At 31.5% G+C, this 25,008-nt stretch carries 20 protein-coding genes; 5 read left to right on the forward strand and 15 right to left on the reverse strand.

Annotated features, from left to right (window positions below; genetic code table 11):
- Positions 1-147: 147 nt before the first annotated feature.
- A complete protein-coding gene (locus tag ABD077_RS10465; protein WP_343912259.1) occupies positions 148-3,132 on the forward strand; it encodes a M16 family metallopeptidase in 2,985 nt (994 codons plus the stop codon).
- Positions 3,133-3,212: 80 nt separating this feature from the next.
- Here the strand turns inward: ABD077_RS10465 and ABD077_RS10470 are convergent, their stop codons facing one another.
- The 5 genes from ABD077_RS10470 to ABD077_RS10490 all read right to left on the reverse strand — a co-directional run bounded on the left by ABD077_RS10470 (position 3,213) and on the right by ABD077_RS10490 (position 9,689).
- Positions 3,213-4,904, reverse strand: a complete 1,692-nt coding sequence (locus ABD077_RS10470) for a sodium:solute symporter family protein (protein WP_343912260.1) — start codon at positions 4,902-4,904, stop codon at positions 3,213-3,215.
- A 192-nt stretch (positions 4,905-5,096) separates the two neighbouring features.
- Entirely contained in the window at positions 5,097-5,462 is a 366-nt protein-coding gene (locus ABD077_RS10475; RefSeq protein ID WP_343912261.1) for a VOC family protein, read from the reverse strand.
- A gap of 18 nt (positions 5,463-5,480) precedes the next feature.
- Positions 5,481-7,982: a PIG-L family deacetylase gene (locus ABD077_RS10480; RefSeq protein WP_343912262.1), complete on the reverse strand. Its 2,502-nt coding sequence runs from the start codon at positions 7,980-7,982 to the stop codon at positions 5,481-5,483.
- A gap of 90 nt (positions 7,983-8,072) precedes the next feature.
- Positions 8,073-9,374, reverse strand: a complete 1,302-nt coding sequence (locus ABD077_RS10485) for a sodium:solute symporter family protein (protein WP_343912263.1) — start codon at positions 9,372-9,374, stop codon at positions 8,073-8,075.
- Between the two features lie 105 nt (positions 9,375-9,479).
- Positions 9,480-9,689, reverse strand: coding sequence for a helix-turn-helix domain-containing protein (locus ABD077_RS10490; protein ID WP_343912264.1), 210 nt, complete (start codon positions 9,687-9,689; stop codon positions 9,480-9,482).
- A 113-nt stretch (positions 9,690-9,802) separates the two neighbouring features.
- Between ABD077_RS10490 and ABD077_RS10495 the strand changes: the two genes are divergently transcribed.
- Positions 9,803-10,156, forward strand: coding sequence for a hypothetical protein (locus ABD077_RS10495; protein ID WP_343912265.1), 354 nt, complete (start codon positions 9,803-9,805; stop codon positions 10,154-10,156).
- An 84-nt stretch (positions 10,157-10,240) separates the two neighbouring features.
- Here ABD077_RS10495 and ABD077_RS10500 read toward each other — a convergent pair whose 3' ends face one another.
- Complete coding sequence (locus tag ABD077_RS10500; protein WP_343912266.1) at positions 10,241-12,412, reverse strand: endonuclease MutS2; 2,172 nt, start codon at positions 12,410-12,412, stop codon at positions 10,241-10,243.
- Positions 12,413-12,559: 147 nt separating this feature from the next.
- Between ABD077_RS10500 and ABD077_RS10505 the strand changes: the two genes are divergently transcribed.
- Positions 12,560-13,225, forward strand: coding sequence for a uracil-DNA glycosylase (locus tag ABD077_RS10505; protein WP_343912267.1), 666 nt, complete (start codon positions 12,560-12,562; stop codon positions 13,223-13,225).
- Between the two features lie 10 nt (positions 13,226-13,235).
- Here the strand turns inward: ABD077_RS10505 and ABD077_RS10510 are convergent, their stop codons facing one another.
- The 9 genes from ABD077_RS10510 to ABD077_RS10550 form a co-directional block, all read right to left on the reverse strand.
- A complete protein-coding gene (locus ABD077_RS10510; protein WP_343912268.1) occupies positions 13,236-13,406 on the reverse strand; it encodes a hypothetical protein in 171 nt (56 codons plus the stop codon).
- A gap of 264 nt (positions 13,407-13,670) precedes the next feature.
- Entirely contained in the window at positions 13,671-14,261 is a 591-nt protein-coding gene (locus ABD077_RS10515; RefSeq protein ID WP_343912269.1) for a hypothetical protein, read from the reverse strand.
- A 131-nt stretch (positions 14,262-14,392) separates the two neighbouring features.
- Positions 14,393-14,977: a hypothetical protein gene (locus ABD077_RS10520; RefSeq protein WP_343912270.1), complete on the reverse strand. Its 585-nt coding sequence runs from the start codon at positions 14,975-14,977 to the stop codon at positions 14,393-14,395.
- 55 nt (positions 14,978-15,032) lie between these two features.
- Positions 15,033-15,884 (reverse strand): substrate-binding domain-containing protein, encoded by an 852-nt coding sequence (locus tag ABD077_RS10525; RefSeq protein WP_343912271.1) that lies wholly within the window; start codon positions 15,882-15,884, stop codon positions 15,033-15,035.
- A gap of 261 nt (positions 15,885-16,145) precedes the next feature.
- Positions 16,146-18,245, reverse strand: coding sequence for a polyphosphate kinase 1 (gene ppk1, locus ABD077_RS10530; RefSeq protein WP_343912272.1), 2,100 nt, complete (start codon positions 18,243-18,245; stop codon positions 16,146-16,148).
- A gap of 57 nt (positions 18,246-18,302) precedes the next feature.
- Positions 18,303-19,175 (reverse strand): nucleoside phosphorylase, encoded by an 873-nt coding sequence (locus ABD077_RS10535; protein ID WP_343912273.1) that lies wholly within the window; start codon positions 19,173-19,175, stop codon positions 18,303-18,305.
- 1 nt (position 19,176) lies between these two features.
- Positions 19,177-20,115: a DUF1835 domain-containing protein gene (locus ABD077_RS10540; protein ID WP_343912274.1), complete on the reverse strand. Its 939-nt coding sequence runs from the start codon at positions 20,113-20,115 to the stop codon at positions 19,177-19,179.
- Between the two features lie 31 nt (positions 20,116-20,146).
- Positions 20,147-20,476 carry a translation initiation factor gene (locus ABD077_RS10545; RefSeq protein ID WP_299601785.1) on the reverse strand — a complete coding sequence of 110 codons (330 nt, stop codon included), beginning with the start codon at positions 20,474-20,476 and terminating at the stop codon, positions 20,147-20,149.
- Between the two features lie 8 nt (positions 20,477-20,484).
- On the reverse strand, positions 20,485-21,435 hold the full coding sequence (locus tag ABD077_RS10550) for an isopenicillin N synthase family dioxygenase (RefSeq protein ID WP_299601782.1): 951 nt from the start codon (positions 21,433-21,435) through the stop codon (positions 20,485-20,487).
- Positions 21,436-21,722: 287 nt separating this feature from the next.
- Between ABD077_RS10550 and ABD077_RS10555 the strand changes: the two genes are divergently transcribed.
- On the forward strand, positions 21,723-23,723 hold the full coding sequence (locus tag ABD077_RS10555) for an alpha-ketoacid dehydrogenase subunit alpha/beta (protein WP_343912275.1): 2,001 nt from the start codon (positions 21,723-21,725) through the stop codon (positions 23,721-23,723).
- Between the two features lie 256 nt (positions 23,724-23,979).
- Positions 23,980-24,978 carry an SDR family oxidoreductase gene (locus ABD077_RS10560; protein ID WP_343912276.1) on the forward strand — a complete coding sequence of 333 codons (999 nt, stop codon included), beginning with the start codon at positions 23,980-23,982 and terminating at the stop codon, positions 24,976-24,978.
- The last annotated feature ends 30 nt before the right edge of the window (positions 24,979-25,008 follow it).

Below are 25,008 nucleotides of genomic sequence, written 5' to 3' on the forward strand. Positions count from 1 at the left end.
TTAGGGTTTATTATAGAAAAGCATTAGATAAAAGTCTAATGCTTTTTTTGTATCTCATTTTGTTAAAGTAATCTTAAAAACTGTAACATATATTAACATTTTGCGTTCAATAGAATATTAAAGATATAATTAACTTAAATTATCTAAATGAAATCATTAAAATCACTCTTACTTTTATGTTTGGTGTTAGTACTAAGTAATTGTAAGGACTCATCTGATCAAAAAACAAAATCTGAAAAAGAGCTCAAAGTAGAAAAACATACAGATGCTTCGGGCTTTTCTTATGAAACAGTTTCCAATGACCCAACTGGTCTTAGACTTTACACGTTGGATAATGGTCTAAAAGTTTATTTAGGCAAAAATCCGGAAGAACCAAAAATTCAAACTCTTATCGCAGTTCGTGCAGGATCTACTTATGATCCAGCTGACAATACGGGATTGGCTCATTATCTAGAGCATATGGTGTTTAAAGGTACAGATAAGATTGGTACTCAGGATTTTGAAAAAGAAAGTGTGTTTTTGAAACAAATTTCGGATTTGTATGAAGAACATAAAGAAGAAAAAGATCCAACAAAGAAGAAAGAGATCTATAAAAAAATAGATGAAGTTTCTCTAGAAGCGTCTAAAGTATCGATAGCAAATGAATATGACAAGATGGTTAGTTCATTGGGAGCAGAAGGGACAAATGCTTTTACTTCTAACGAACAAACGGTATACGTAAATAAAATACCATCAAACGAACTTGATAAATGGTTAACAGTAGAAAGTGAACGTTTTAGTAAACTAGTATTACGTTTATTTCATACAGAGTTAGAAGCGGTTTATGAAGAATTCAATAGAGGACAAGATAGCGATGGAAGAAAACAATATTTTGCTGTTTTGGAAGGATTGTACCCTACACACCCGTACGGAACTCAATCTACTATAGGAATATCCGAACATCTTAAAAACCCTTCAATGGAAGCAATTCATGCTTATTTTGATAAATATTATGTACCTAATAATATGGCAGTAATATTAGTTGGTGATATTGACTTTGATTCCACAATTAAAAAAGTGAATGAATCTTTTGGATCTTATAAAAAGAAAGAAGTAACTCATCCAACGTTCGAAGAATTACCACCACTTACTGCGCCTGTGAAAAAAGAGGTGTATGGTCCAACTGCAGAATCTATATATGTTGCTTTTAGAACAAAAGGAAAAGGAACAGAGCAAGAAGTGATTGTTACTTTAATAGACTATATGCTTGCAAATTCTAGTGCAGGTTTGATTGACCTGAATCTTAATCAAAAACAATTGGTACAGAATGCTTCTTCATTTACAAACTTTGATAATGATTATGGATTCCATCTTTTGTATGGTACTCCAAAACAAGATCAAACATTGGATGAAGTAAGAGATTTGTTGTTGCAACAAATTGATAAAATCAAAAAAGGAGAATTTGAAGATTGGTTAATAGACGCGGTAGTTAATGATTTGCGTTTGTCTAAAATTAGAGAATATGAAAATGCTTCTTCTACGGCATATGCTTATTTAGATGCTTTTATTGGTTTTCAGGATTGGAAAAATCGTCTTGAAATGTTAGATAGCATGAAAAAAATTACGAAAGAAGAAGTAGTGGCATTTGCTAATGAATTATATGGTAATAACTATGTAGAAGTTCATAAAATCAAAGGTGAGGATAAAAATATTGTAAAGGTAGAAAATCCTGGTATCACTCCTGTAGAATTGAATCGTGGTAAAGAATCAGATTTCTTAAAAGAGTTTAATAAAATAAAAACACCAGCATTAACTCCGCAGTTTGTAGATTACAAGACGGCAATAAAAGATAGTAAGACGAAGAATGGATTAACTATTTCTCATATCGAAAATCCGAATAATGATATTTTTAGCTTAAATATCATATTTGATATGGGGAAAGACCATGATCCAAAAATGTCTTTGGCTGCTGGATATTTAGATTATTTAGGGACTGATAAATATACACCAGAACAACTTAAACAAGAGTTTTATAAGATCGGAGTTAATTATAATGTATTCACAGCAGATGATAAAACCTATGTTGGAATTTCAGGGCTAAAAGAAAATCTTGATGCCGGTCTATCTTTGTTAGAAGATTTATGGAATAATGCGGTTCCTAATCAAGAAACCTATAATAAATATGTTGAGAAAGTGTTAAAGAGTCGTCAGGATAATAAAACTCAAAAAGGAAATATATTTTGGAATGGACTAATGAATTATGGTAAATATGGAGAGGAATCTCGTTTACGTAATATTTATACAGCTTCAGAGTTACAAAATATGAGTCCACAAGAATTAGTAAATAAGGTGAAAGAATTACGTAATTATAAGCAACGTATTTTCTATTATGGTAAAGATTTAGATGCAGCTGTAGCTTCTTTAGATAAACATCATATGGTAAAATCTGATTTATTAGATTATCCAGAAAAAACTATTTATTTAGAAAAAGAAACAGGGGGGAATGTATACTTTGTTGATTATGATATGGTACAAAGTGAAATGCTACTTCTTGCCAAAGGTGCTGAATTTGACCCTAAGAAAATGGCTGCGTCAAGATTATTTAACACCTATTTTGGTAGTGGTTTATCTTCTATCGTATTTCAGGAAATTAGAGAGTCTAAATCACTAGCATATTCAGCTTTTTCTAGCTATAGTCAAGGTAGAGAAGTAGGTGCTTCTGATTATGTAATGGCTTATGTAGGGACTCAGGCTAATAAATTACCACAAGCAGTAGATGCAATGATGGAACTAATGACAGATATGCCAGAAGCTGAAGAACAATTTAATCAAGCTAAAGAAGCAACATTAAAGAAAATAGCTGCACAACGCATTACCAAGTCTAATATTTTTTGGACTTATGAGGGACTTAAGAAACGAGGTATTGATAATGACAATAGAGAAGAAATTTACAATACAATTAAGGACATGACATTAGAGGATCTTAAATCATTTTTTAATGAAAATATCAAAGGAGAAAATTATAACGTTCTTGTAATTGGAAATAAGAAAGATGTGGATATGAATGCTTTGAAAAAGCTAGGAGAAGTTAAAGAAATGGATATAGACTATTTGTTTAACTATGAAAAGGATAATACTGATCTTAAAATGTAATTTGATTTGAATTTTTAAGAATATTTAATAAATAAAATCCACGAAGTTAATTCGTGGATTTTTTATTTTGATATATTAATTTACTCTACTTCAATTTCGCTAGTAGGTATAAAAGGTTCCAAAACAATTGCTAGGAACATGACTATTCCACATCCAAGAGCATTTAACCAAAGGAAAGGAAGCCAATCTTGCCACCATACATAAATAATAATTATTTGAGTAATAATGGCAGCCATAAAAACAGCATTACTCCTTACAAATTTTATAAAGAACGCCAATAAAAAGATTCCTAATACATTTCCATAGAATATAGAGCCAATAATATTTACTAATTGAATCAGATTATCAAATAAATTTGCAAAACAAGCAACCAAAATTGCCAAAACACCCCAAATAAGGGTGAAAATTTTAGAAGCAGAAACATAGTGTTGTTCACTTTTTTCTTCTTTAATATTTCGTTTATAAAGATCAATAGCTGTGGTGGAGGCTAAAGCATTTAATTCTGATGCTGTAGAAGACATTGCTGCTGATAAAATTACCGCCAATAAAAGCCCAATCAATCCTCGTGGTAGATTATTAAGGATGAAATAGATAAAAACGTAGTCTTTATCATTTGTTTCTACAGTGGCATCAGCTTCTTTTATCAATTCCTTTGCTCTCTGTCTTGTTTTTTTATCAGAATCTTCTAGGGCGATCATTAAATTCTTAGCATCCAAAGATTCTTTGTCGTTTTTTGAATGTAAATAATTCTGAACAGATGATTTTTTATATTCTTGAATTTCGGATAATTTTTGTTCCAATTCATTGTATTCCTCCGCATATGGGGTATTCTGAACAGCTACACTTGCTGCAGGATTAAAGTTCAATGGAGCAGCATTAAATTGATAGAATACAAATACCATAACACCAACAAGTAGGATAAAAAATTGCATAGGTATTTTTAAGATACCATTAAATAATAAACCTAGTTGACTTTCACGAACCGAACGCCCTGATAAATATCGTTGCACTTGACTTTGATCCGTTCCGAAATAAGATAACATTAAAAATGTTCCGCCTATAATTCCTGTCCACACCGTATATCTATTGCTAAGGTCAAATGAAAAGTCCAAAACCTCCATTTTCCCACTAATTCCGGCAATGTCTAATGCATTTGAAAAAGTAATATCTTCTGGTAAATAGCTAATGATAAGGAAAAAAGCAATAAACATTCCTGTAAATATAATTGCCATTTGCTGTTTTTGAGTAACACTTACAGCTTTTGTACCTCCTGAAACGGTATAGACAATAACCAAAATACCTATGATAATGTTGAGTGTTGTTAGGTCCCATCCTAAAACTGCTGATAAGATAATAGCTGGTGCAAATATGGTAATTCCGGCTCCTAACCCTCTTTGTATTAGGAAGAAAAATGCAGTGATTGTTCTGGTTTTAAGATCAAAACGATTTTCTAAGTACTCATAGGCAGTATAGACTTTGAGTTTATGATAGAGAGGAATAAACACAATACAGATGATAATCATCGCGATTGGCAAACCAAAATAAAATTGAACAAAGCCCATTCCACTATGAAATGCTTGTCCAGGTGTTGATAGAAAGGTAATTGCCGATGCTTGTGTAGCCATTACCGATAAACCAATGGTCCACCATTTAGCTTCATTACCACCACGAATATAATCTTGTACATTTTTACTACCTCTTGTTTTCCAAACACCATATAAAACAATGAATAATAAGGTTCCAATGAGTACGATCCAGTCTATAAGTTGCATATGTTAGTTAGTTGTATCTTGTCATAATGACTGTTAATTTTAGAAAATTTTATCTCCTGAATTATTAAGAAAAAGTTGCAGTAATCCAATAAAAGAATGCTAAGTAAAAAATGTTAGCAATTAATACAACGGTATAAAGTTTTTTCCAAACTATTTTGGGCGAATCACTCATAGTAATATTAGTTTTGAAATTTATGTATTAAACTCACCAATTTGCCATAAAACCCCAGAGGGATCATGAAGAAAAAATACATTTCCCCAATCATTATAGGTTATTTCTGTGATTTTAACATCTTTGTATTTGTTTTGTAAATCAAGTTTTTTAATATGATTAAGCGATGATTCTAGTTGTTTAACTTCTAAAAATATCATGGAGTTATTTAGCCAACTTTTAACGTAATAGTCTTGCAAATAAAACCCGAAATCATCCATAAAGAAATAAGACATATTCTGAGGTATTTTTATTTCTTTAAAACCCCAATCCAAGTAAAACTCTCTAGAAACTTTATAATCTTTAGCACCTATAAAGGTTCTAATCGATTTTACATCCAAACTCATGTTATCTATTTAGGTAATTTATTTTCCTAAAGATAACATATTTGCAAATAATCTGTATGCTCCTGATACTCCTGCCGGGAATTCTCTAAAAAAGCTTAAACCTGTATACACATAATACCCTTTTCCGTATTTAGCTATTAACAAAGCTCCTTTTTTAGAAGATTCTCCTTTATCATTAGAGGCAATAATTGGAGTATATTCTTTAGACCAATCATTTGGGAAATATAATCCTCTTTCTTGTACCCAACCTTCAAAATCTTTATTGGTAATCTTATTAGGTGTATTAAGAACAGCATGATCTTCTGCCAATAATTTTATAGCGGCATTTTCATCAGTAACTCTATCCCTTGATAATTTTAATGGATAAGGTCCCAGATTGTCTGTAACTTTTAACCTTCTGTTTGTGTTATATTGTATAATAAGATTTCCTCCATTTTTTACGTATTCCAATAAATATTTCTGTCCAAATTTAAGTTCTTCTACGGTGTTATATGCTCTTATTCCTACTACGATTGCATCAAAAGGAGCTAATGTTTTCGTAGAAATGGATTCAGGAGCTATCGTAGTTACATCATAACCAATTTGTTGTAAACTTTCGGGGACTACATCTCCCGCACCTTCTATATATCCAATATTCTGCCCTTTTTTCTTAATATCTAGTCTTACAACTTTGGTTTCAGAAGGCAGAACAACCGTCTGGAATGGGATATGATCATAATCTATATTGATAACTTCATCGGTGTATACTTTCCCATTATTTAATTTTATTTGCGGACTTATGAATCCTTCGTTTTGATCTGTTGGCGGAGTAAGAGTAAAAGTCACTTTTCTTTCTTCTCCTTTTTGTGCAAGCGTAAAATCAATACTTTCCGGGCTTACTTTCCATCCTTTAGGGTGTTGTAAGGAAATAGTTCCAGCAATATTAGGCTCTCCAGCTTTAATGGTTACCGGTACTTCTTTTGCAAGATCATTAGCATAAATCATAACTCTGTCAGCTATAGTTGCTGAAATGGCAGGTATGATTTCAAAAGGTTTATATACTTCTCCTTTTACCGGATCGTTGGTTTTATATACTACATCTTTGGTATATGGAATTATAGTTCCATCCATATTAAGATTAAAGACAGCTTTTATTTGACGATTTGTTTCAGGATTTCCTATAAGTTCTTGTTTATCTACTTTGTACAAGCCTAATGTACCTTTGGAAGTCAGCCAATAAGGACTCGTATTTTTAGTTCCTGAACTGATTTTACCTTTTAATTCTAAGTTAATTCTGTTATTAGCATCTAAAGAAGTGTTTGAATTTTCTGAAGCACCTATGGCACTGATGTCAACTGATTGCAGTTTCATAGGAATAGTACTTCTGTTGATTGCTTCAATTTTTACGGTAACTTCACTATTTTCTGTGGTATATGCATCTGTAGCAGTTGCCTCAATATACAAACCTGCAGATGCAGCGATGATTTCTTTGATTTCTTTGGATTTAATAGCTTTCCAATGTTGGTTTTCTAATTGCTGAATTAGCTGATATGCCTTTACTAATTGTTTAATAGATGCTGAAGGGTTTTGGAAATCAAAGTTTTTTTCTACTTCATATAAGATATCACCGATTGCTTGCCCACCTTTAACACGATTCCAAGAAGTATCTATCCCATCAAAAATATTAGTCTTATCTTTTGGTAAATCTCCTTTTATTAATTCAACATATTCAGTTTGCTTTCCTCGGGTTCCCGTACTTCCAAATCCTTGGGATTTATGTTGACTCCTACTTAGAGAGGCTATTTCTGTATTAGAAAGTCCTAATTTTTTATAATATACTCCAGTATCAAACTCTAGAAATTTGGATTTATCTGCTTTTTCAAAGTTTTTTCTACTTCCATAAAACCACCAAGACGTATTAAAGAACAATCTTTTTGGTTGCCATGGTTGTACATATGCCAATTGTTCTGGATATATTTTCGGATCCGCAACCAAATCAAATGCTTCCACACTTAACATAGCAGAAGTAGTATGGTGACCATGAGTAGTTCCAGGTGTTCTATGATTGAATCTATTAATAATTACATCCGGTTGAAATTTTCGAATAGCCCAAACTACATCATCCAATACTTCTTTTTTGTCCCAAATAGCTAATGTTTCATCTGGATGTTTCGAAAAACCGAAATCATTAGCACGCGTAAAGATCTGTTCTCCACCATCAGTATTCCTTGCAGCTAAAAGCTCCTGCGTACGTATGACTCCTAACAATTCTCGAATTTCAGGACCGATTAGATTTTGACCACCATCACCTCGTGTTAAAGATAAATAGGCTGTTCTAGCTTTGACTTCATTTGCCATGTAAGAAATTAATCTTGTGTTTTCATCATCGGGATGCGCAGCGACATATAAAACAGATCCTAAAAAGTTTAACTTTTTAATAGCTTCATGGATCTCTACAGAATTTGGTTTTTGGGGTTGTTGTGCTTCAGTAATATGAATAAAAATAACACTGAATGCTATTACAAAAAGTAAATTTCGCATAATAATTGAATTGATACTTATTTTGAGTATTTCGTCAAATATATAAAGATAAAATTCTCAGTTTTTAGGTTTAAGGATACTTTAACAGCACTATTTAGATCTGTAAATTAGTCCTAATAAAGATCCTAGAATCACAGTGATAGCGATTGTAGGTTTGGGACCAAAAGCAACTAAACCAATAAGTAAACCTACAACTCCACCAAGAGCACTGGCAATAAAACGTCCGCTATTTTTCTTACTTCTGATTACATATATCATAGCTATAGAAAGTGTCATTCTAAGAGCTGCACCAACAATTGTAATGTCTACAATGCTTCTCCAAAAATGGGCAGAAATGAAAGCCGCAATTACAGTAATTATAGTAGCATAACGGATTGATTTTACTTTTTCTTTTTCCGAAGATTGGAGAATAAGATGCGATGAGACCGCAAAAACAGAAGTATCCGCAGTACTCATTAAACCAGCAAAAAATAAAACAATTAATAAAGGTATCCATGTAGAAGTAATTAAGTTTTGCATGGCAAAAATGAAAACTGTATCAGGATCCAAACCATTATTTTGTTGGTATACATAAAGTCCTACTATCAATAAAAGAAAAGCAACTAATAAAACCGGTATGATAGCTAAACTAAGTCCTTTTTTTAGAGACTGTATATCTTTTGCAGCATAACATAATTGATATCTGTCGGCTAATCCAAATACAGATAATCCACCATATAAAACTAGACCAATGATGCTTCCTAATTCTACATTTTCATTTGTTTTAGTTGTTAGAACTGTTTGAAGTTCTTTTAATTCTAACATGTTGAAAATTAATAGGCCTAAAAAACAAATGATGATAATAGCCTGAATAATATCGGTAATCATTACCGCCTTAAAACCTGAAAATAATACATAAATTAATACTACTGAAGCTGTAATCATAAGAGATGTATTGTAGGAGAAGAGCCCAAAAAATTCAATAACTTTTGCGCCTCCAGCTAGTGATAAAAGAATCCAGAAGAACTGTACAATTACTGTTATGATATTGGTAACTAAGGAAGTATTTTTGTTACCGGTTACAAAAGCAGGTAAATCACCTTGCGTGTAAAACGTACCTTGTATGGATAGATTTTTGATTTTAGGAGCAGCCCAAAATGCAAACAGTAAATAACCAATTACAGAACCAATAGACATTGCAAAAAGTCCCCATCCAAATTTATACGCATATCCAGTGTAGGTTATTAATGTACTTACGCCGATGGCTCCAGCAAATTTGGAGAATAAAATAGTCCAACCACTGCGATTTCTCCCCCCAATTAGGAAGTCTTCTGCTGTAGAAGATTTAGCTAAATAAATGGATATCCCAATGATTAATAAAATGTAAGAAGCGAGGTAAAGATAAATTTGCATGAAAACTGGATTGATGAAATTCAAAAATAACCAAATCCAATTGCTTTGAGAGTATTTATGATATTATTCTAGGTCAGGTTTGTTTAAAACTCTATTTACTTATGACTATTTTTTCTTGTAATCCACAATATCGGTAATATCTACACCCATGTAATCTGCGATCTTTTTTAACCTTTCGTAATCTTTAGCTAGGTTTTTTTTCTTCACAATATAGTCTCCTGCTTGCGGACTAATGCCCAATACTTTTGAAATTCCATATACAGTTTTACTGCATTTACTTTTTTTTAGGAGTTTTTTCAATTTCTTGTTAACCATTGTAAATAGTATTTTACTGAATAAATATACAAATAAATTTTTATTAAAAAAATATTTGATTATTCAAATAATAATTGTATATTCGAAACATACAAATCAAAACCACTTTAAAAATGAAACTCATACTTATAATTGCTGTTTTTTGCGTCTCTTTTGCAAATGCAACCGGTTCACATTCAGATTTAATAAATGAGAAGGATAAAAAAGAAAAGAAGGTAGAGAAGGAGGAAAGTGCTTTAGCATCCAGAAACTTTCATTCAATTAAGAAGTGGAAGATGACGATAGAATATTTAAATGGAGATACTATTTCTAAAACCATAGAGATAGATGAGAATGCGTCTATTAGTGCAATGGAATTTGCATTCGTAGAAGCTGAAAAGTATATAAAGACTTTAAAGAAAGTAAAAAGTTATAATGTATCCCCTGTTTCTAGAAATTCATTTGTTCTTTTAGCAGGAGGGAAGTAATTATCTGCAGATCTTAACCTACGCAAAAGGCCATTAGTATATTATAACTAATGGCCTTTGCTTATTAATGAATATTAAATGTTATTATTTTTTTCTTTCTACAAATTCAAGTTGATCAATCGCTACATTTGTTGTGAAAATCCCATAATTGACAACAGCTTTGCCTTTTTCTAGAGTATCGATGGTTCCTATTGACTTACCATCTATCATACGAACTCTATCTCCAATTTTAAGAATCACTTTGGGTTTTTCTTTTTCTAATTTTTCTTCTATCTTTTTTTGTTCCTTTTTCTTTTCTCTAATTACTTCAACTTTTTTTTCTACTTCTTTGACTACTTTTTGTTGCCTTGCTTTCTTAGCTTTTCTTTGTTTGGTAGTTTGTTTTGTTCTTTTAGAGTTCTCAACCTGTACAATTTTCATAAACTCATCGATAAGTTCTCTCTTCTTTTTATTATGGAAGTATTTTTCACTTATTTCATTTAGTTTTTGTCCCAAATATATCATTCGCTGATTGCTATCATAAAGTTCTTGATAGCTCTCCAGCTTATGCTGTAGTCTTTTATTGATTTTGTCTAAACGTTCTTTTTCTTCTTCTGTTTTCTGCTCTTTTGTTTTTAGAGAAGATGTAGTTTTTTGTAGTTTAGAACGTTCGCGTTGCAGATTCGCGATACTTTTATCAAATCTAATTTTACCTCGTTCTACTTTCTTTTTAGCTTTATTTATTAAGCTATAGGGAATTCCATTTTTTTGAGCAACCTCAAATGTAAATGAACTACCTGCCTCACCGAGATAGAGTTTGAATAGCGGTTCTAGAGTGCGTGAATCAAAAAGCATATTGGCATTGGTCATATTCGGTAATTCGTTAGCCAACATTTTTAAATTAGCATAATGCGTAGTTATGATACCAAACGATTCACGTTCATAAAAAACTTCTAAAAAGGCTTCCGCTAATGCTCCTCCCAATTCAGGGTCACTTCCTGTTCCGAATTCATCAATAAGGAATAAGGTTTTATCATTGCATTTTTTTAGAAAGTAATTCATATTCTTCAATCGATAACTATACGTACTTAAATGATTTTCTATCGATTGATTATCCCCAATATCAGTAAGAACGGTATTAAACAAACACATTCTGCTATATTCATGTACAGGAATTAGCATACCGCTTTGAAGCATGATTTGTAATAAACCTATCGTTTTTAGAGTGATACTTTTTCCTCCTGCATTAGGGCCAGAAATAACAATAATACGATTATCCTTATCTAATGAGATGGTTTGCGGATACGTCTTTTCCCCTTTTTCTTGATTATTTAGATACAGCAAAGGATGATACGCATCCTTTACGGTTAATTCTCGATCTTCCGTTATTTTTGGTAGTACTCCATTAAACTTTTGAGCGTATTTTGTTTTCGCAGCGATGATGTCTATATCGCTTAGATATCCCTGATATTCAGATAAAAGTTCGGAAAAAGGTCTAATTTTATTAGTTAATTCTTTGAGTATTTTTACAATTTCTTCTCTTTCTTCATATTGAAGATTATTCAAAGCACGGCTAAATTGAATTGTTGCTTCGGGCTCTATATATACAATACTTCCAGTTTTAGAATTACCAAGAATAGAACCTTTTACCTTCCTTCGGTACATTGCCTTTACGGCTAGTACTCTTCGATTATCAACAATACTCTCCTTAATATCATCCAAATATCCTAAACTATTGTATCTACTCAGATCTCTTCCGAAACTTCCATTCAATTTACCTTGAACTTCATGTATATTTTTTCTTAATACATTTAGAGTAGGAGAGGCGTTATCTTTTACTTCACCAAATTTATCAATTACCGTATCAATGAGATTTATAATTTCTTTGGTAAAGGTAATGGTGTTTGAAGTTTGATACAGCGTTGGGTAAAGTTCCTTGTTTTTTCTGAAAAAAGTAAGTAATTCGTTAACAGTTAAGTTAATAGATATTATCTTTTTTAGATTAAAGCTTTCCAAGAACGTATTTTCAATTCCTAATAATTTTAATTCTGTATTGATACTATCAAATCCATGATTAGGTATTCTCGAATCGTTTAAATATGAAGATTTATATTCAAATACTTGTTGTAATGCTAAATGTAAATTCTCTTTAGTAGAAAAGGGAATAATTTGTAAAGCTTTAGCTTTCCCATGTTCTGTATTACATAGCTCTTCAATATGATTTAATACCGTATTGAATTCTAAATCTTTAAGTGTTTTGTCTGAAATTCTAATCATTTTTTGGACCTAATTGATTTAGGAAATATTCTTTTTTTGTTAATTTCTTTGTTATAAAACTTGTAGTATCGCTCGATTTTTAAAAAGTATTTGTCATAATTTTGCTTAAAGCAAATGTAAACAATTGCATATTTTTTTGATACTAAGATGAACGTAAATATTGATCCCAGTTGGAAAGAACAACTTAAAAGTGAGTTCGAAAAACCATATTTTAAAGCTCTTACGGATTTTGTGAAAGCTGAATATAAAGATCACATTTGTTATCCAAAGGGTTCAGAGATTTTCGCTGCATTCGACCATTGTAGTTTTGACAATGTTAAAGTTGTTATTATTGGTCAAGATCCTTATCATGGTATTGGACAAGCTCATGGATTATGTTTTTCTGTAAATGAAGGCGTAGCAATACCTCCATCTCTAATTAATATTTTTAAAGAATTAGAAACTGATTTAAATGTATCATTTCCGTCAAGTGGTAATTTAGAACGTTGGGCTAAACAAGGTGTACTATTATTAAATGCCACATTAACAGTTCGTGCTCATCAAGCAGGATCACATCAAGGTAAAGGTTGGGAAAAATTCACTGATGCCGTAATCAATGCTATATCGGAAAACAAAAAAGACGTTGTTTTTATGCTATGGGGTGGTTATGCAAAGAAAAAAGGAGCCAAAATAAATACCACAGAACATCTGGTGCTAAATAGTGGACATCCATCTCCATTAAGTGCAAACAGAGGATATTGGTTTGGTAATAAACATTTTAGCAAAACAAACGAGTACTTAAAAGAAGTAAAAAGATCACCAATTATATGGTAATACAAATTTCTTAAGCAGCCTTAGCTATTCTTGTTGCTTTAGTCTTACCTATGTTAGCCTCTGAAGTTGATTTCAAGTTCTTTGACTTTTTCCTGTTGGTATCAACTGATTGAACACTGAATTTTAGAAGAATAAAATTAAATGCTATCAGCCCTCCAAGAATTAGTAAAAATGTCACCATAATTGATTTGTTAGTTAATTATTAGATGCAAGAACTATATAATGGTTGCGTGCATACTCATAATTGGTTTTCGGGGTAGGCATGGCAAATGTACAAAAATATTTAAACCTTTCGCTGTGGAAAGCCCGTAATCTCTAAGAATTAAACATATTTTAAAGATGTATAGGGTAAAATTTATGATCTAATAAAAATTTATTAAATATTTGAACATATGCCATCATTACCTTTATTTATATAACGTTTATATAATGGATATCCCTACCTCTAAAATCGATATCCTATATATAAATCAGGTCTAACTATAATTTCTGGGCTTTTATTGTTAAATAAATTTCTTCCTATTCCAAAACCAATATCTATAAAGAAGCCGTTTCTGGTTACAAATTTTCCCCCAACTCCAAATCCAAGAGCAAAGTCAGTATAATTTTCTGGAACATTTCGAAAACCAATTAAGCCTCCTTGATCATTTACTACTCTTACCGTATTATCATGATCACCAGTTGATAACATACCAAAACCTTCTACATAAAACCCTCTAGCAACTCTACGACCAAAGAAGTACTTGTAATGTCCTGTTAACGCTAATTTTTTATCAAAAATACCGTCTCTATCTACAATATCATCATCGTTATCAATATCATCACTGAACCTATAGAATACATCTACACCTATACTATGATCGCTGCTTAAAATTCTTTCATAAGAAACATCTAATGCTCCGAATGCAATTATGTTTATAGGATTTAGGCCAATCTCGTTCTTATTAATGTCTCTTGGTATAATGTCCGAAGAATCCTGACTATATGATATAAATGAAGTAAAGAAGGTAATAACTGTAATTAATAAAAGTCTCATTTTTTTTGTTTTAATTAATATCATCAAAATTGATGTGAACTGTACCTAAAACATATAATAGATAAAATACCCTACCAAAAAATGAAGATAAAAAGCATGTGGTATTTAAAAGAGAATTAAATGAAAATTCTCTAAAAACGATAACCTAAGTACAAGTTTGGCCTTATAATGATATCTGGAGCATCGTCATTAAATAAATTTCGTCCAATACCAAATCCAATATCAATTAAAAAACCATTTCTAGCTACAAATTTTCCGCCAACACCAAATCCTAAAGCGAAGTCTGTGAAATCTTGCTCAATCTCATCAACCCTTATAAAATTTCCTTGAGAATCGAATACATCTATATACATTTCATCTTCTCCAATTGATAGCATACCAAAACCTTCTACATAAAATCCTCTGGCTATTCTTTCTCCAAAAAAGTATTTGAATTTTGTTGTAAAAGCAATTTCTTTTTCAAATATATCATCACCATCAAAAATATCCTCATCATCTCTATCCGTTAGAAGATAGAAAAAATCGAATCCAAGAGTACTATTATTATTTAGAACCCTTTCGTATCCAATATCAAGAGCGCCGAAAGCGACAATATTCAGGGGGTTTATACTAAGTTCATTTTTGTTAATATCTCGTTTTGGTAGATTTGATTGATCCTGTGCAATTGTACATTGGAATGAGCATAAAATAATGCTTACGATAAGAATTGTTTTCATAATAATTATATTGTTTTCCTTTGTAAGCAAGATGTTTGAAATGTAAAAAGGTTGCTTAAACTTCAAAAATTAAATTTTTTGAATCAACTGTTTTTTCGATAATGTCTAATTGTTTTAGTTGATTTTGGACTTGATCTAATGTTTCTATTGCTATCATAGACTGGCTCCATTCGGTGAGTTGTAACCACTTTTTTATATCTTCCAATTGTTGATCATATCTATAGGCTAATGTCTTATCTATACTTGGAATTTTCTTGAAGTCTGTAGTTGTAGTATTAATGATTTCTAAAATGTCTTGTATTTGATCCTGATGCGATTCCAAAATATTTTCTCTAACAGCAATTACAAAGCAAGGCCATGGAGTAGGGCAGTCTGAAATACGCCTAAACGTTCCATTATCTACTAATGGTTTTGTTGTAAAATGCTCCCACATAAAATAATCAGCTCTATCATTAGTAAGTGCCTCAACTGCTCCGTCTAAATTTCGTATAACTTCAAATTTTAAAAGAGAGGTGTCCCATCCTTGACTTTGTGCATTTATATAGGCCATTAAATGAGACCCAGATCCATATCTACTTATTGCTGCAGAAGTATGTCGAAGATCTTCTATAGTTTTATATGTAGAATGATGTCCTACATGAATACCCCAAATTAAAGGTGATTGTATATAGGTTTGTACAATTTTGGAAGGATTACCAGCGATCATATCTTTTACGATACCTTCGGTAAGTATAATGGCAATATCAATAGTCTCATTGCGCAATGCTTCGCACATAGCTCCAGTGCCACCAGGAAAATCCGTCCATTCTAAATTAATACCTTTTTGTTGATAAGCTTTTTCTTCTATTGTTAAATGCCATGGTAAATTAAAATGCTCTGGAACGCCTCCAATTTTGATCGTTTGCATATAGTTATAATGTAAATATGTTAAAAATTGCATTTAAACGATAAAAAAATACATTTTATCGTTTAAATAGAGAAAATATGATTACTTTTGAAATATAAGTCTGATATATTCGACTATATTAGCAACATAGAACCCAAAATAAAAACAATAATCGTTATGAAAAAGAATTTTTTAAAAAACAAAGGTGCTGAAGTGAAAGTGGCAAAGCTAAAAAGTAACACTTTAGAAAATGGTATCGTTGTTTTCATTGCGCTACTTTTATTAACTAATTTTTTCATCAGTCTTAAGATATTGTTCGGATAATATGTTATTATCAGTATGTATCTGATTTAGATATGTTCTGATTGCTTTTTGTGATTGTATGGACGGTTCATCGTCCATTTTCTTTTTATAGCTGTTACTAGATTTAGCATCTTGAATCCTAGATTTTTTATTGTCACTTAGTTGCATATCCAAAATAGTTTCTAATTCTTTTTTACAATCTGTATCTAATATCGGAGTTAACACTTCAATTCGTTTATCCAGGTTTCGTGTCATCCAGTCTGCACTTCCAATAAAAATCTTAGATTCTCCTCCATTTTCGAAATAGTAAATTCTTCCATGTTCTAAGTACCGATCTACAATACTAGTAATTCGGATATTTTCGCTCATACCTTTTAATCCAGGAATTAGACAAGTAAAACCTCTAACGAGTAATTCTATTTTTACACCAATACTACTTGCTATATATAACTTATTTATAATCTTTTTATCTTCTAAACTGTTTAATTTTGCTTTTATAATTGCAGGCTTACCGTTTTTAGCATTTTCAGTTTCTATATCAATCAGATCTTCGAAGGTATTTCTTACCGTAAAGGGAGCTACTAATAATTGTTTTGGCTTAGGAAGTATCATTTTACCTGACAGAACTTCAAATACTTCACTTAAATCTTTCGTGATCTTTGAGTTGGAAGTAAATAATCCATGATCACAGTATATTTTTGAAGTTTTCGCATTGAAATTTCCTGTACCAATATATGCATAAGACTGGATAATATCTTTTTCTTTTCTCTTTACTAAAAGTATTTTGGAGTGCACTTTGATTTTAGGGTAACTGTAAAAAACAGAAGCTCCTTTTTCTTCAAATGTTTTACCCCATTTTAAATTATTTTTTTCATCAAAACGTGCTTTTGCTTCAATGAATACGGTTACTTTTTTACCATTTTCAATTGCTTTTAATAAAGAATTGGTTAGTTCAGATTCTTTTGCAACTCGATATAGTGATATTTTTATTTCAGTTACATATTGGTCTGTAGAAGCTTGATTTATAAAATTTTGCACATAATCAAAAGACATATAAGGAAAGTGCACTAATTGATCTTTTCTTTTAATGATATCAAAATAGTTGTCACTTTTTTCAAATTCACTATGTCTTACTTCAGAAACTGCTGGGTAATGTAAAAAACTGTTATTTGTTGGATCCGGAAAGCTAAAAAAATCGCTGAAGTTATGATACTTGCCACCAGGCATCATATCGATTTTCCCTAATTTAAACAATTTTCTAACCTCATTTTTAAGTGTTTTGGGCATAGACGAGTCAAAAAGTAATCGTGTGGGTTGTCCAAAATTTCTTTGTGAAAGGGATTCTTTAATTTTTTCAGCTAAAATACCTTCAAACTCATCATCTATATATAATTCTGCATCTCTAGAAAGTTTGATTTGATAACTATCTAAAATCTTTTGATTTTCAAAAATTTGATTTAAGTTCAATTTTATAATATCGTCTATAAAGGTGATATAATGACTCTCATTTTCGGTAGGGAGACAAACAAATCTTTCTAACTGATCCGAGGGAATATTTACAACCCCAAAAGATTCGCTCTCTTCAAAAGTAACTAGATAATACAGTTTATTATTTTCTAGAAAAACTTCTTCTTGATCAGAATTAGTAACTAATTTTGAGTCAATTAGAGGAAGAACTTTAGAAATAAAATATTGAGTAGTAAATTGTTGTTGGTCAGTATTATAAAATTGATAATTAACTAAATGTATATCGTTTTTGGCAAGTTCTGGAATGAGGGTGCTAAAAAATATTTTTCCAAATTTTTCTTGTTGAAGTTTTACTAACTTTAGTATTTCTTTTACCTGTTTATTAGGTTTTAAAGCAAGTTTTTTTCGTAATTGTTTATCGATCTTTTTGATTTGGCGAAGTCTGGAAACTCTTACTCTGAAATATTCATCTAGATTAGACGAAAATATCGCCAAAAACTTTAACCGCTCATATAATGGGTTTGTTGGATCCTCCGCTTCTTGTAAAACTCGTTCGTTAAAACTTAACCAATTTATATCCCTATCATTATAGGTGTATTTATTTTCATCCATATTTAAAATTAAATTATCCTATACATTTAGTTTTTAACTAAAAGTTAAATTTAATTTTTAGAAACTAATAATTTTATCTAAGGTGTATTTAATGAGGTTGTTTATTGTTTTTTCAGAGTCTTGACTAAAACGTCCTGTAGCTCTATTTGCTAAGATAGCATTCATAGATACGGCTCGATGTCCTAAAAGTTTAGCCATTCCATAAATTCCTGCAGTTTCCATTTCTAGATTAGTGATTTTTTTATCTGCGTAGCTAAAAGAGCCTATTTTTTGGTTTAATAACTCATCAGATGTTGCTAATCGTAAAACTCTTCCTTGTGGCCCATAAAACCCGACATTAGTAATAGTAAAACCTTTAATGGTTTTATCACTTTGCATATGTCTACCAAGTTTTTTGTCAAATGAAACTACATATGGCGATGATTTTTTATGACTCCAATTCAAATGTTTCATTAGTGGTTCTGATATCTGTGGGAATAGTACATCTTCACTATCATAAAAGTGCAGTAAACTATCAAATCCTATGGCGATTTCAGAAACTATAAAACTATCAATAGGAATTTCTTCTTGTATGGCGCCAGAGGTGCCAATTCTTATAAAATTAAGTGACGTATGCTCTTCTTTTACCTTTTTTGTTTTTAAATCAATATTCACTAGTGCATCTAACTCGTTAAATACAATATCTATGTTGTCTGTGCCAATTCCAGTAGAAATTACAGTTAACCGCTTACCCTTGTAAGTCCCAGTTTGTGTATGAAATTCTCTTTTTCGAGTTACATGTTCAATACTATCAAAATACTGAGTAACTTCAGAAACTCTATCAGGATCGCCTACTGTGATAATTGTGGATGCAATATGTTCTGACTTTAAGTTTAAGTGGTAGATACTGCCATCATCGTTGAGTATCAGTTCGGATTCAGCTATCGCCATTTTATAATTTTAATAAATTGTGTGTTTCTTTGTTATAGAGGTAATCATATTTTTTGACACCTCCATAGTACCAATCTAGCATTTGAGTATTATAGAAGTTTTTCTTTTCCTGTAATGCTAATTTTCCTCTTTCGGATAATAATAAACGGTCTTTGGTTTGATCAAAAAATTGAAATAATCTAGCTAATACCCGTTTCATTTGCATATCACCATATCCATAGAATCCCTGATACTCCAAAGCATATCCCATTAATTGTTTAATATTCTTGATCTGGTAATTATCTACCATCTCTAAAATATTATGCTCTAAAGTATTAAGTCCTGTTAACATATTAGGAAATCTTTGTAAGTGAGCTCTTAGGCATATGGATAAGTATTCGAAGGAGGATTGTTTTTTAATCTGTCCAGCTATTTTTTTCGGATTAGACTCGCAATACAATGTCCAAACATGCGAAGCAAGTTCTAAATCATTAAGATTTAATTGTACTTTTTGTTCGTAGTGCTGTTTTAGTTGGGCAGCTGTTAGTTCACCTAATCCTAAACATTTTTTGGCATTTTCTACGCGTCCACTGCAAACTAAATAAATAGGAGTTTCTTTAACTCCTTTGCGAAGTAGTAAGCTAATGGCTGCTATCATGTTTATATGGCAGAAAAGATCATACTCGAACCAAAGAATAATTTCATCGAATTTGTGAATAGCATCTAACTTATCAAGTTGTGTTACAAATTTACTTTGATAATCAGCATGAGAAATACGATAATATTTTTTTAAAAATTCTTTTCGAACTGCAATACCTTTTTCTGTTTCAAATTTAATTAAAGTGGGGCCTTCACAAAGCATTTCACGCCAAATCACAAACTCTCCATCGACAAGATTTAGCTCTTTTAGATAGTCTGTTAAACTATCTCCATTGGTAATATGTAATGTTTTAGCCCCCAAAAATGTATTCTTTTAATGGTTAATTAGAAAATCATCCTCCAACTCTTTTTACCTTAAAACCTTTAGAGGTTAGGATATCCATGATTCGATCTCTGTAGTCTCCTTGGATGATAATTCGATCATCTTTAAAGCTTCCACCAACACTTAATGTTGTTTTAATTTCTTTAGCAAGCTTTTTAAAATCTTCATCCGCACCCGTATACCCTTCTAAAATAGTTATAGGCTTTCCTTTTCTCTTTTCGTATTTACAGATAATAGGATCATCTTGCATCCAAATACCTTCATTTGTTTCCTCTGTTTTCTCTTCTTCTGTAAATTGATGATCCGGAAATAAATTTTTTAATTGATCTTTTAAATCCATAAATACTATTATTTCTTTATCAAACCTATTTCCACTAACCTTTGATGAAGAAACTCACCTGCAGTAATATCATCGTATTGTTTCGGATTGTTATCCGTGATACATTCTTCCAAACAATTGAGTTTCATATCGCTTCTTGGGTGCATAAAAAATGGGATGGAATATCTTGGTTTGCTCCATTGTTCTTTTGGGGGATTAATTACCCTATGAATGGTAGAACGCAATTTATTATTAGTATGACGTTCTAACATATCTCCAACATTAATTACTAACTCATCCTCTTCTGGTATGGCGTCAATCCATTCTCCATCTTTACGTTGCACTTGTAACCCTCCAGTAGAAGCTCCCATCAATAAGGTTATGAGGTTTATATCTCCATGTGCACCTGCTCTTACTGCACCTTTTGGTTCTTCGGTAATTGGTGGATAATGGATAGGTCTCAAAATACTATTTCCATTACTAGCCCAATGATCAAAATAATTCTCATCTAATCCTATATAAATGGCCAAAGCTCTTAAAACATAAATACCTGTTTTTTCGAGCATTCTGTAGGCTTCCATACCCGTAGGATTAAAGTCTTGTAATTCTTCGACAATTACATTTGGAGGATATTCCTCTTTTAGGTTAGCATCTTCCGAAGGTTCTTGACCAAAATGCCAAAATTCTTTTAAATCACCTTCTTTTTTTCCTTTGGCATGTTCTTTTCCAAAGGAGATATAGCCTCTTTGACCTCCTAATCCTTCAATTTCATATTTCTGTTTGTCTTCCAAAGGCAAAGCAAAAAAAGCTTTTACTTCTTTGTATAATTCATCGACTAAATCATCACTTAAAAAATGATTCTTTAATGCTACAAAACCTATTTCTTCATAGGCTTTACCAATTTCATCAACAAACTTTTGTTTACGTGATGGATCTTCTGATAAAAAGTCGGCAAGATCTACACTCGGTATATTATTCATGGTTGTATTATTTACTATAACTAAAATAGATGTATTTGCTTAAATATACATCATGCTGTTCATCTTTTTGTTAACATTTCAGAAGAATGTCAAATTAATTATATTTTAATAAAATCGAATGAAAACGTAGTAAATTTAATTAAATCATAGTATTAATTAGGTTAAATTAACAAGTACTTAATAGTATTCTCAAGTCTAGGCTATTTCTGAAATAAAAATAACTACATTTACTAGGCTATCTTTCCATTTTTGAAAGTTGAAATTGTTTCATAAATTGATTTAATAATATGGCAGAAGAAAAGTTATTATCTGAATTTGATATAAAGGATTATGGTAAGGAATTATTGGTTTCATTGTATGCCAAAATGTTAAAACCAAGATTGATTGAGGAGAAAATGCTCATATTGTTACGACAAGGCAAAATATCTAAATGGTTTAGTGGTATTGGTCAAGAAGCAATTTCAGTTGGGGTTACTGCAGCCTTAAGTTCGGATGAATATATATTACCAATGCATCGAAATCTTGGAGTATTTACAACAAGAGAAGTGCCTTTATATCGACTTTTTAGTCAATGGCAAGGGAAAGCCAATGGTTTTACAAATGGTCGAGATCGTTCTTTTCATTTCGGTTCGCAGGAATATAATTTAGTCGGAATGATATCTCATTTAGGGCCTCAATTAGGTGTCGCTTGCGGTATTGCTTTGGGTAATGTATTGAAAAAAAATAATAAGGTTACCGCAGTTTTTACAGGAGAAGGTGGAACAAGTGAGGGAGATTTTCATGAAGCTTTAAATATAGCTTCGGTTTGGAGTTTGCCTGTTGTTTTCTGTATCGAAAATAATGGGTATGGCCTATCTACACCTACTTCAGAACAATATAATTGTAAACATCTTGCTGATCGTGGATTAGGGTACGGAATGGATTCATATGTAGTTGATGGAAACAATGTAGTAGAAGTCTATGATACTATACGAACCATTGCAGCTGATATTAGAACAAATTCAAGACCTGTATTAATTGAGTTTAAAACTTTTAGAATGCGTGGTCATGAAGAGGCTAGCGGTACTAAGTATGTGCCAGAAGAACTTATGCAATTTTGGGCTAAAAAAGATCCAATTGAAAATTATAAAGAATTCTTGATTACCAATGCCGTTTTATCAGAAGAAGAAGATTTTCGCATAAGATTGGAAATTAAGGAAGAAATTGATAGAGATTGGAAGCGAACAAATGAAGAAGAAGGCGTTTTGGTTGATATAACCAAAGAACTAAATGATGTTTATAAAGAATTTCATTTTGTAGAAAACAAACCTCTAGATAACACATCTGAAGAATTACGATTTATAGATGCAATTTCCGAAGCTTTAAAGATGGGAATGCGCAGAAATGACCATCTGGTAATTATGGGACAAGATATCGCGGATTATGGTGGTGTTTTCAAGATAACGGAAAATTTTGTTGAAGAATTTGGGAAAGACAGAGTTAGAAATACTCCTATTTGTGAATCAGGGATAGTTTCTACTGCGTATGGATTATCTGTTAATGGTATGAAAGCAATCGTAGAGATGCAATTCGCTGATTTTGTCTCTTCAGGATTTAATCCTATTGTCAATTTACTGGCAAAATCTAATTATCGTTGGAGTCAAGTGTCTGATGTAGTTATTAGAATGCCTTGTGGTGGTGGTGTAGGAGCGGGGCCATTTCATAGTCAAACCAATGAAGCTTGGTTTACTAAGACTCCTGGTTTAAAGGTAGTTTACCCTGCTTTTCCTAAGGATGCCAAAGGACTATTGTTAGCATCGATAGAAGATCCAAATCCAATATTATTTTTTGAGCATAAGGCTTTATATCGCAGTGTAAGACAAGAAGTACCTAAAGAATATTATACAACACCTATTGGAAAAGCAGTTGTATTAGAAGAAGGAGTGGATATTTCTGTAATAACATATGGAGCAGGTGTGCATTGGGCTTTAGAAGCTTTAGAAGTTCATTCCGAGATTAATGCAGATGTTATCGATTTAAGAACGTTGAAACCGATTGACATAGATACTATTATAAAATCGGTAAAGAAAACAGGAAAAGCTATTATATTGCAAGAAGATTCTATGTTTGGAGGTATAGCTTCTGATATTTCAGCTTTGTTAATGGAACATTGTTTTGAGTTTCTAGATGCGCCAGTAAAAAGAGTTTCGAGTTTGGATACTCCAATTCCCTTTGAATCTAATTTAGAACAGCAATATTTACCAAAAAAGAGGTTCGCCGTAGAGCTATTAGAATTGTATAGGTATTAACACCTGTTTTTTATTCCGAAAACGTTTTTGTTAATAAAATCGAATTAATATTTAAATATCTGATTTTAAGTTGTTTATATTTTTTGAAATCGATGAATTGATTTTTTTTAAGGATAACGGAACATTAAGTATTTATTAAGGGTCAAAATCCCCTGAGATATAAGTTGTGTGTTCTGTAGTTAAATGTTAATTTCGCGCTGTCTATGTCAAAAACATAGCGCAGGGGATTAAAAATCAAGGGGTAATACAAAAATACATGAACACTAACCAATTGGAGCTGTTAAGTTCTTCTACTGTTCTGGTAACTGGAGCAGCAGGTTTTATAGGATCTAACTTATGTGAGGCATTACTGGATAAAGGTAGTAAAGTAATAGGTTTAGATAATTTTGCAACAGGTCATAAGAGAAACCTGACTACATTAATTGAAAATCCAAATTTTACTTTTATAGAAGGGGATATTAGAAACCTCGAGGATTGCAACAAAGCTTGTAACGGTGTTGATTATATATTACATCAAGCTGCATTAGGATCAGTACCAAGGTCTATAAACGATCCTATAACTAGTAATGATGTAAACGTAGGAGGCTTTTTAAACATGCTTGTTGCTGCCAGAGATGCTGGAGTTAAAAGGTTTGTTTATGCAGCGAGTTCATCCACATATGGAGATTCTAAAGCATTACCAAAAGTAGAAGAAAAAATCGGAAAACCTTTATCACCGTATGCAATTACGAAGTATGTAAATGAATTATATGCAGATAATTTTAAGAGAACTTATGATTTAGATACAATAGGTTTACGATATTTTAATGTTTTTGGAAGAAAACAGGATCCAAATGGAGCATATGCTGCCGTTATTCCGAAGTTTGTAATGCAATTCATGAAATATGAATCTCCTGTAATTAATGGAGATGGTTCTTTTTCAAGAGATTTTACATATATAGATAATGTAATTCAAATGAATCTTAGAGCTATTGTCTCTGATAATAAAGAAGCTCTTAATAATGTATATAATACTGCATTCGGAGAAAGAACTACCTTAAATGAATTAGTAACTTTATTAAAAGACTATCTTTCAGAGTTTGATCCTAAAATAAATGATGTAGAAGTAAAGAATGGACCAGAACGTAAAGGGGATGTTCCGCATTCTTTAGCATCAGTGGATAAAGCAAAAACATTATTAGGATATGATCCTGAATTTGATATGAAATCAGGATTAAAAGAAGCCGTAAAATGGTATTGGAATAATCTTAAATAGACTATTCTAACAAATATAAATAACAACAAT

This window comes from Aquimarina litoralis, from assembly GCF_039523995.1.
Classification (GTDB): Bacteria; Bacteroidota; Bacteroidia; order Flavobacteriales; family Flavobacteriaceae; genus Aquimarina; species Aquimarina litoralis.

Bases quoted from the DNA above. Each gene is read 5' to 3' on its own strand.
- ABD077_RS10465 (WP_343912259.1), top strand. From the start codon at position 148: ATGAAATCATTAAAATCACTCTTACTTTTATGTTTGGTGTTAGTACTA.
- ABD077_RS10470 (WP_343912260.1), bottom strand. From the start codon at position 4,904: ATGCAACTTATAGACTGGATCGTACTCATTGGAACCTTATTATTCATT.
- ABD077_RS10475 (WP_343912261.1), bottom strand. From the start codon at position 5,462: ATGAGTTTGGATGTAAAATCGATTAGAACCTTTATAGGTGCTAAAGAT.
- ABD077_RS10480 (WP_343912262.1), bottom strand. From the start codon at position 7,982: ATGCGAAATTTACTTTTTGTAATAGCATTCAGTGTTATTTTTATTCAT.
- ABD077_RS10485 (WP_343912263.1), bottom strand. From the start codon at position 9,374: ATGCAAATTTATCTTTACCTCGCTTCTTACATTTTATTAATCATTGGG.
- ABD077_RS10490 (WP_343912264.1), bottom strand. From the start codon at position 9,689: ATGGTTAACAAGAAATTGAAAAAACTCCTAAAAAAAAGTAAATGCAGT.
- ABD077_RS10495 (WP_343912265.1), top strand. From the start codon at position 9,803: ATGAAACTCATACTTATAATTGCTGTTTTTTGCGTCTCTTTTGCAAAT.
- ABD077_RS10500 (WP_343912266.1), bottom strand. From the start codon at position 12,412: ATGATTAGAATTTCAGACAAAACACTTAAAGATTTAGAATTCAATACG.
- ABD077_RS10505 (WP_343912267.1), top strand. From the start codon at position 12,560: ATGAACGTAAATATTGATCCCAGTTGGAAAGAACAACTTAAAAGTGAG.
- ABD077_RS10510 (WP_343912268.1), bottom strand. From the start codon at position 13,406: ATGGTGACATTTTTACTAATTCTTGGAGGGCTGATAGCATTTAATTTT.
- ABD077_RS10515 (WP_343912269.1), bottom strand. From the start codon at position 14,261: ATGAGACTTTTATTAATTACAGTTATTACCTTCTTTACTTCATTTATA.
- ABD077_RS10520 (WP_343912270.1), bottom strand. From the start codon at position 14,977: ATGAAAACAATTCTTATCGTAAGCATTATTTTATGCTCATTCCAATGT.
- ABD077_RS10525 (WP_343912271.1), bottom strand. From the start codon at position 15,884: ATGCAAACGATCAAAATTGGAGGCGTTCCAGAGCATTTTAATTTACCA.
- ppk1 (WP_343912272.1), bottom strand. From the start codon at position 18,245: ATGGATGAAAATAAATACACCTATAATGATAGGGATATAAATTGGTTA.
- ABD077_RS10535 (WP_343912273.1), bottom strand. From the start codon at position 19,175: ATGGCGATAGCTGAATCCGAACTGATACTCAACGATGATGGCAGTATC.
- ABD077_RS10545 (WP_299601785.1), bottom strand. From the start codon at position 20,476: ATGGATTTAAAAGATCAATTAAAAAATTTATTTCCGGATCATCAATTT.
- ABD077_RS10550 (WP_299601782.1), bottom strand. From the start codon at position 21,435: ATGAATAATATACCGAGTGTAGATCTTGCCGACTTTTTATCAGAAGAT.
- ABD077_RS10555 (WP_343912275.1), top strand. From the start codon at position 21,723: ATGGCAGAAGAAAAGTTATTATCTGAATTTGATATAAAGGATTATGGT.
- ABD077_RS10560 (WP_343912276.1), top strand. From the start codon at position 23,980: ATGAACACTAACCAATTGGAGCTGTTAAGTTCTTCTACTGTTCTGGTA.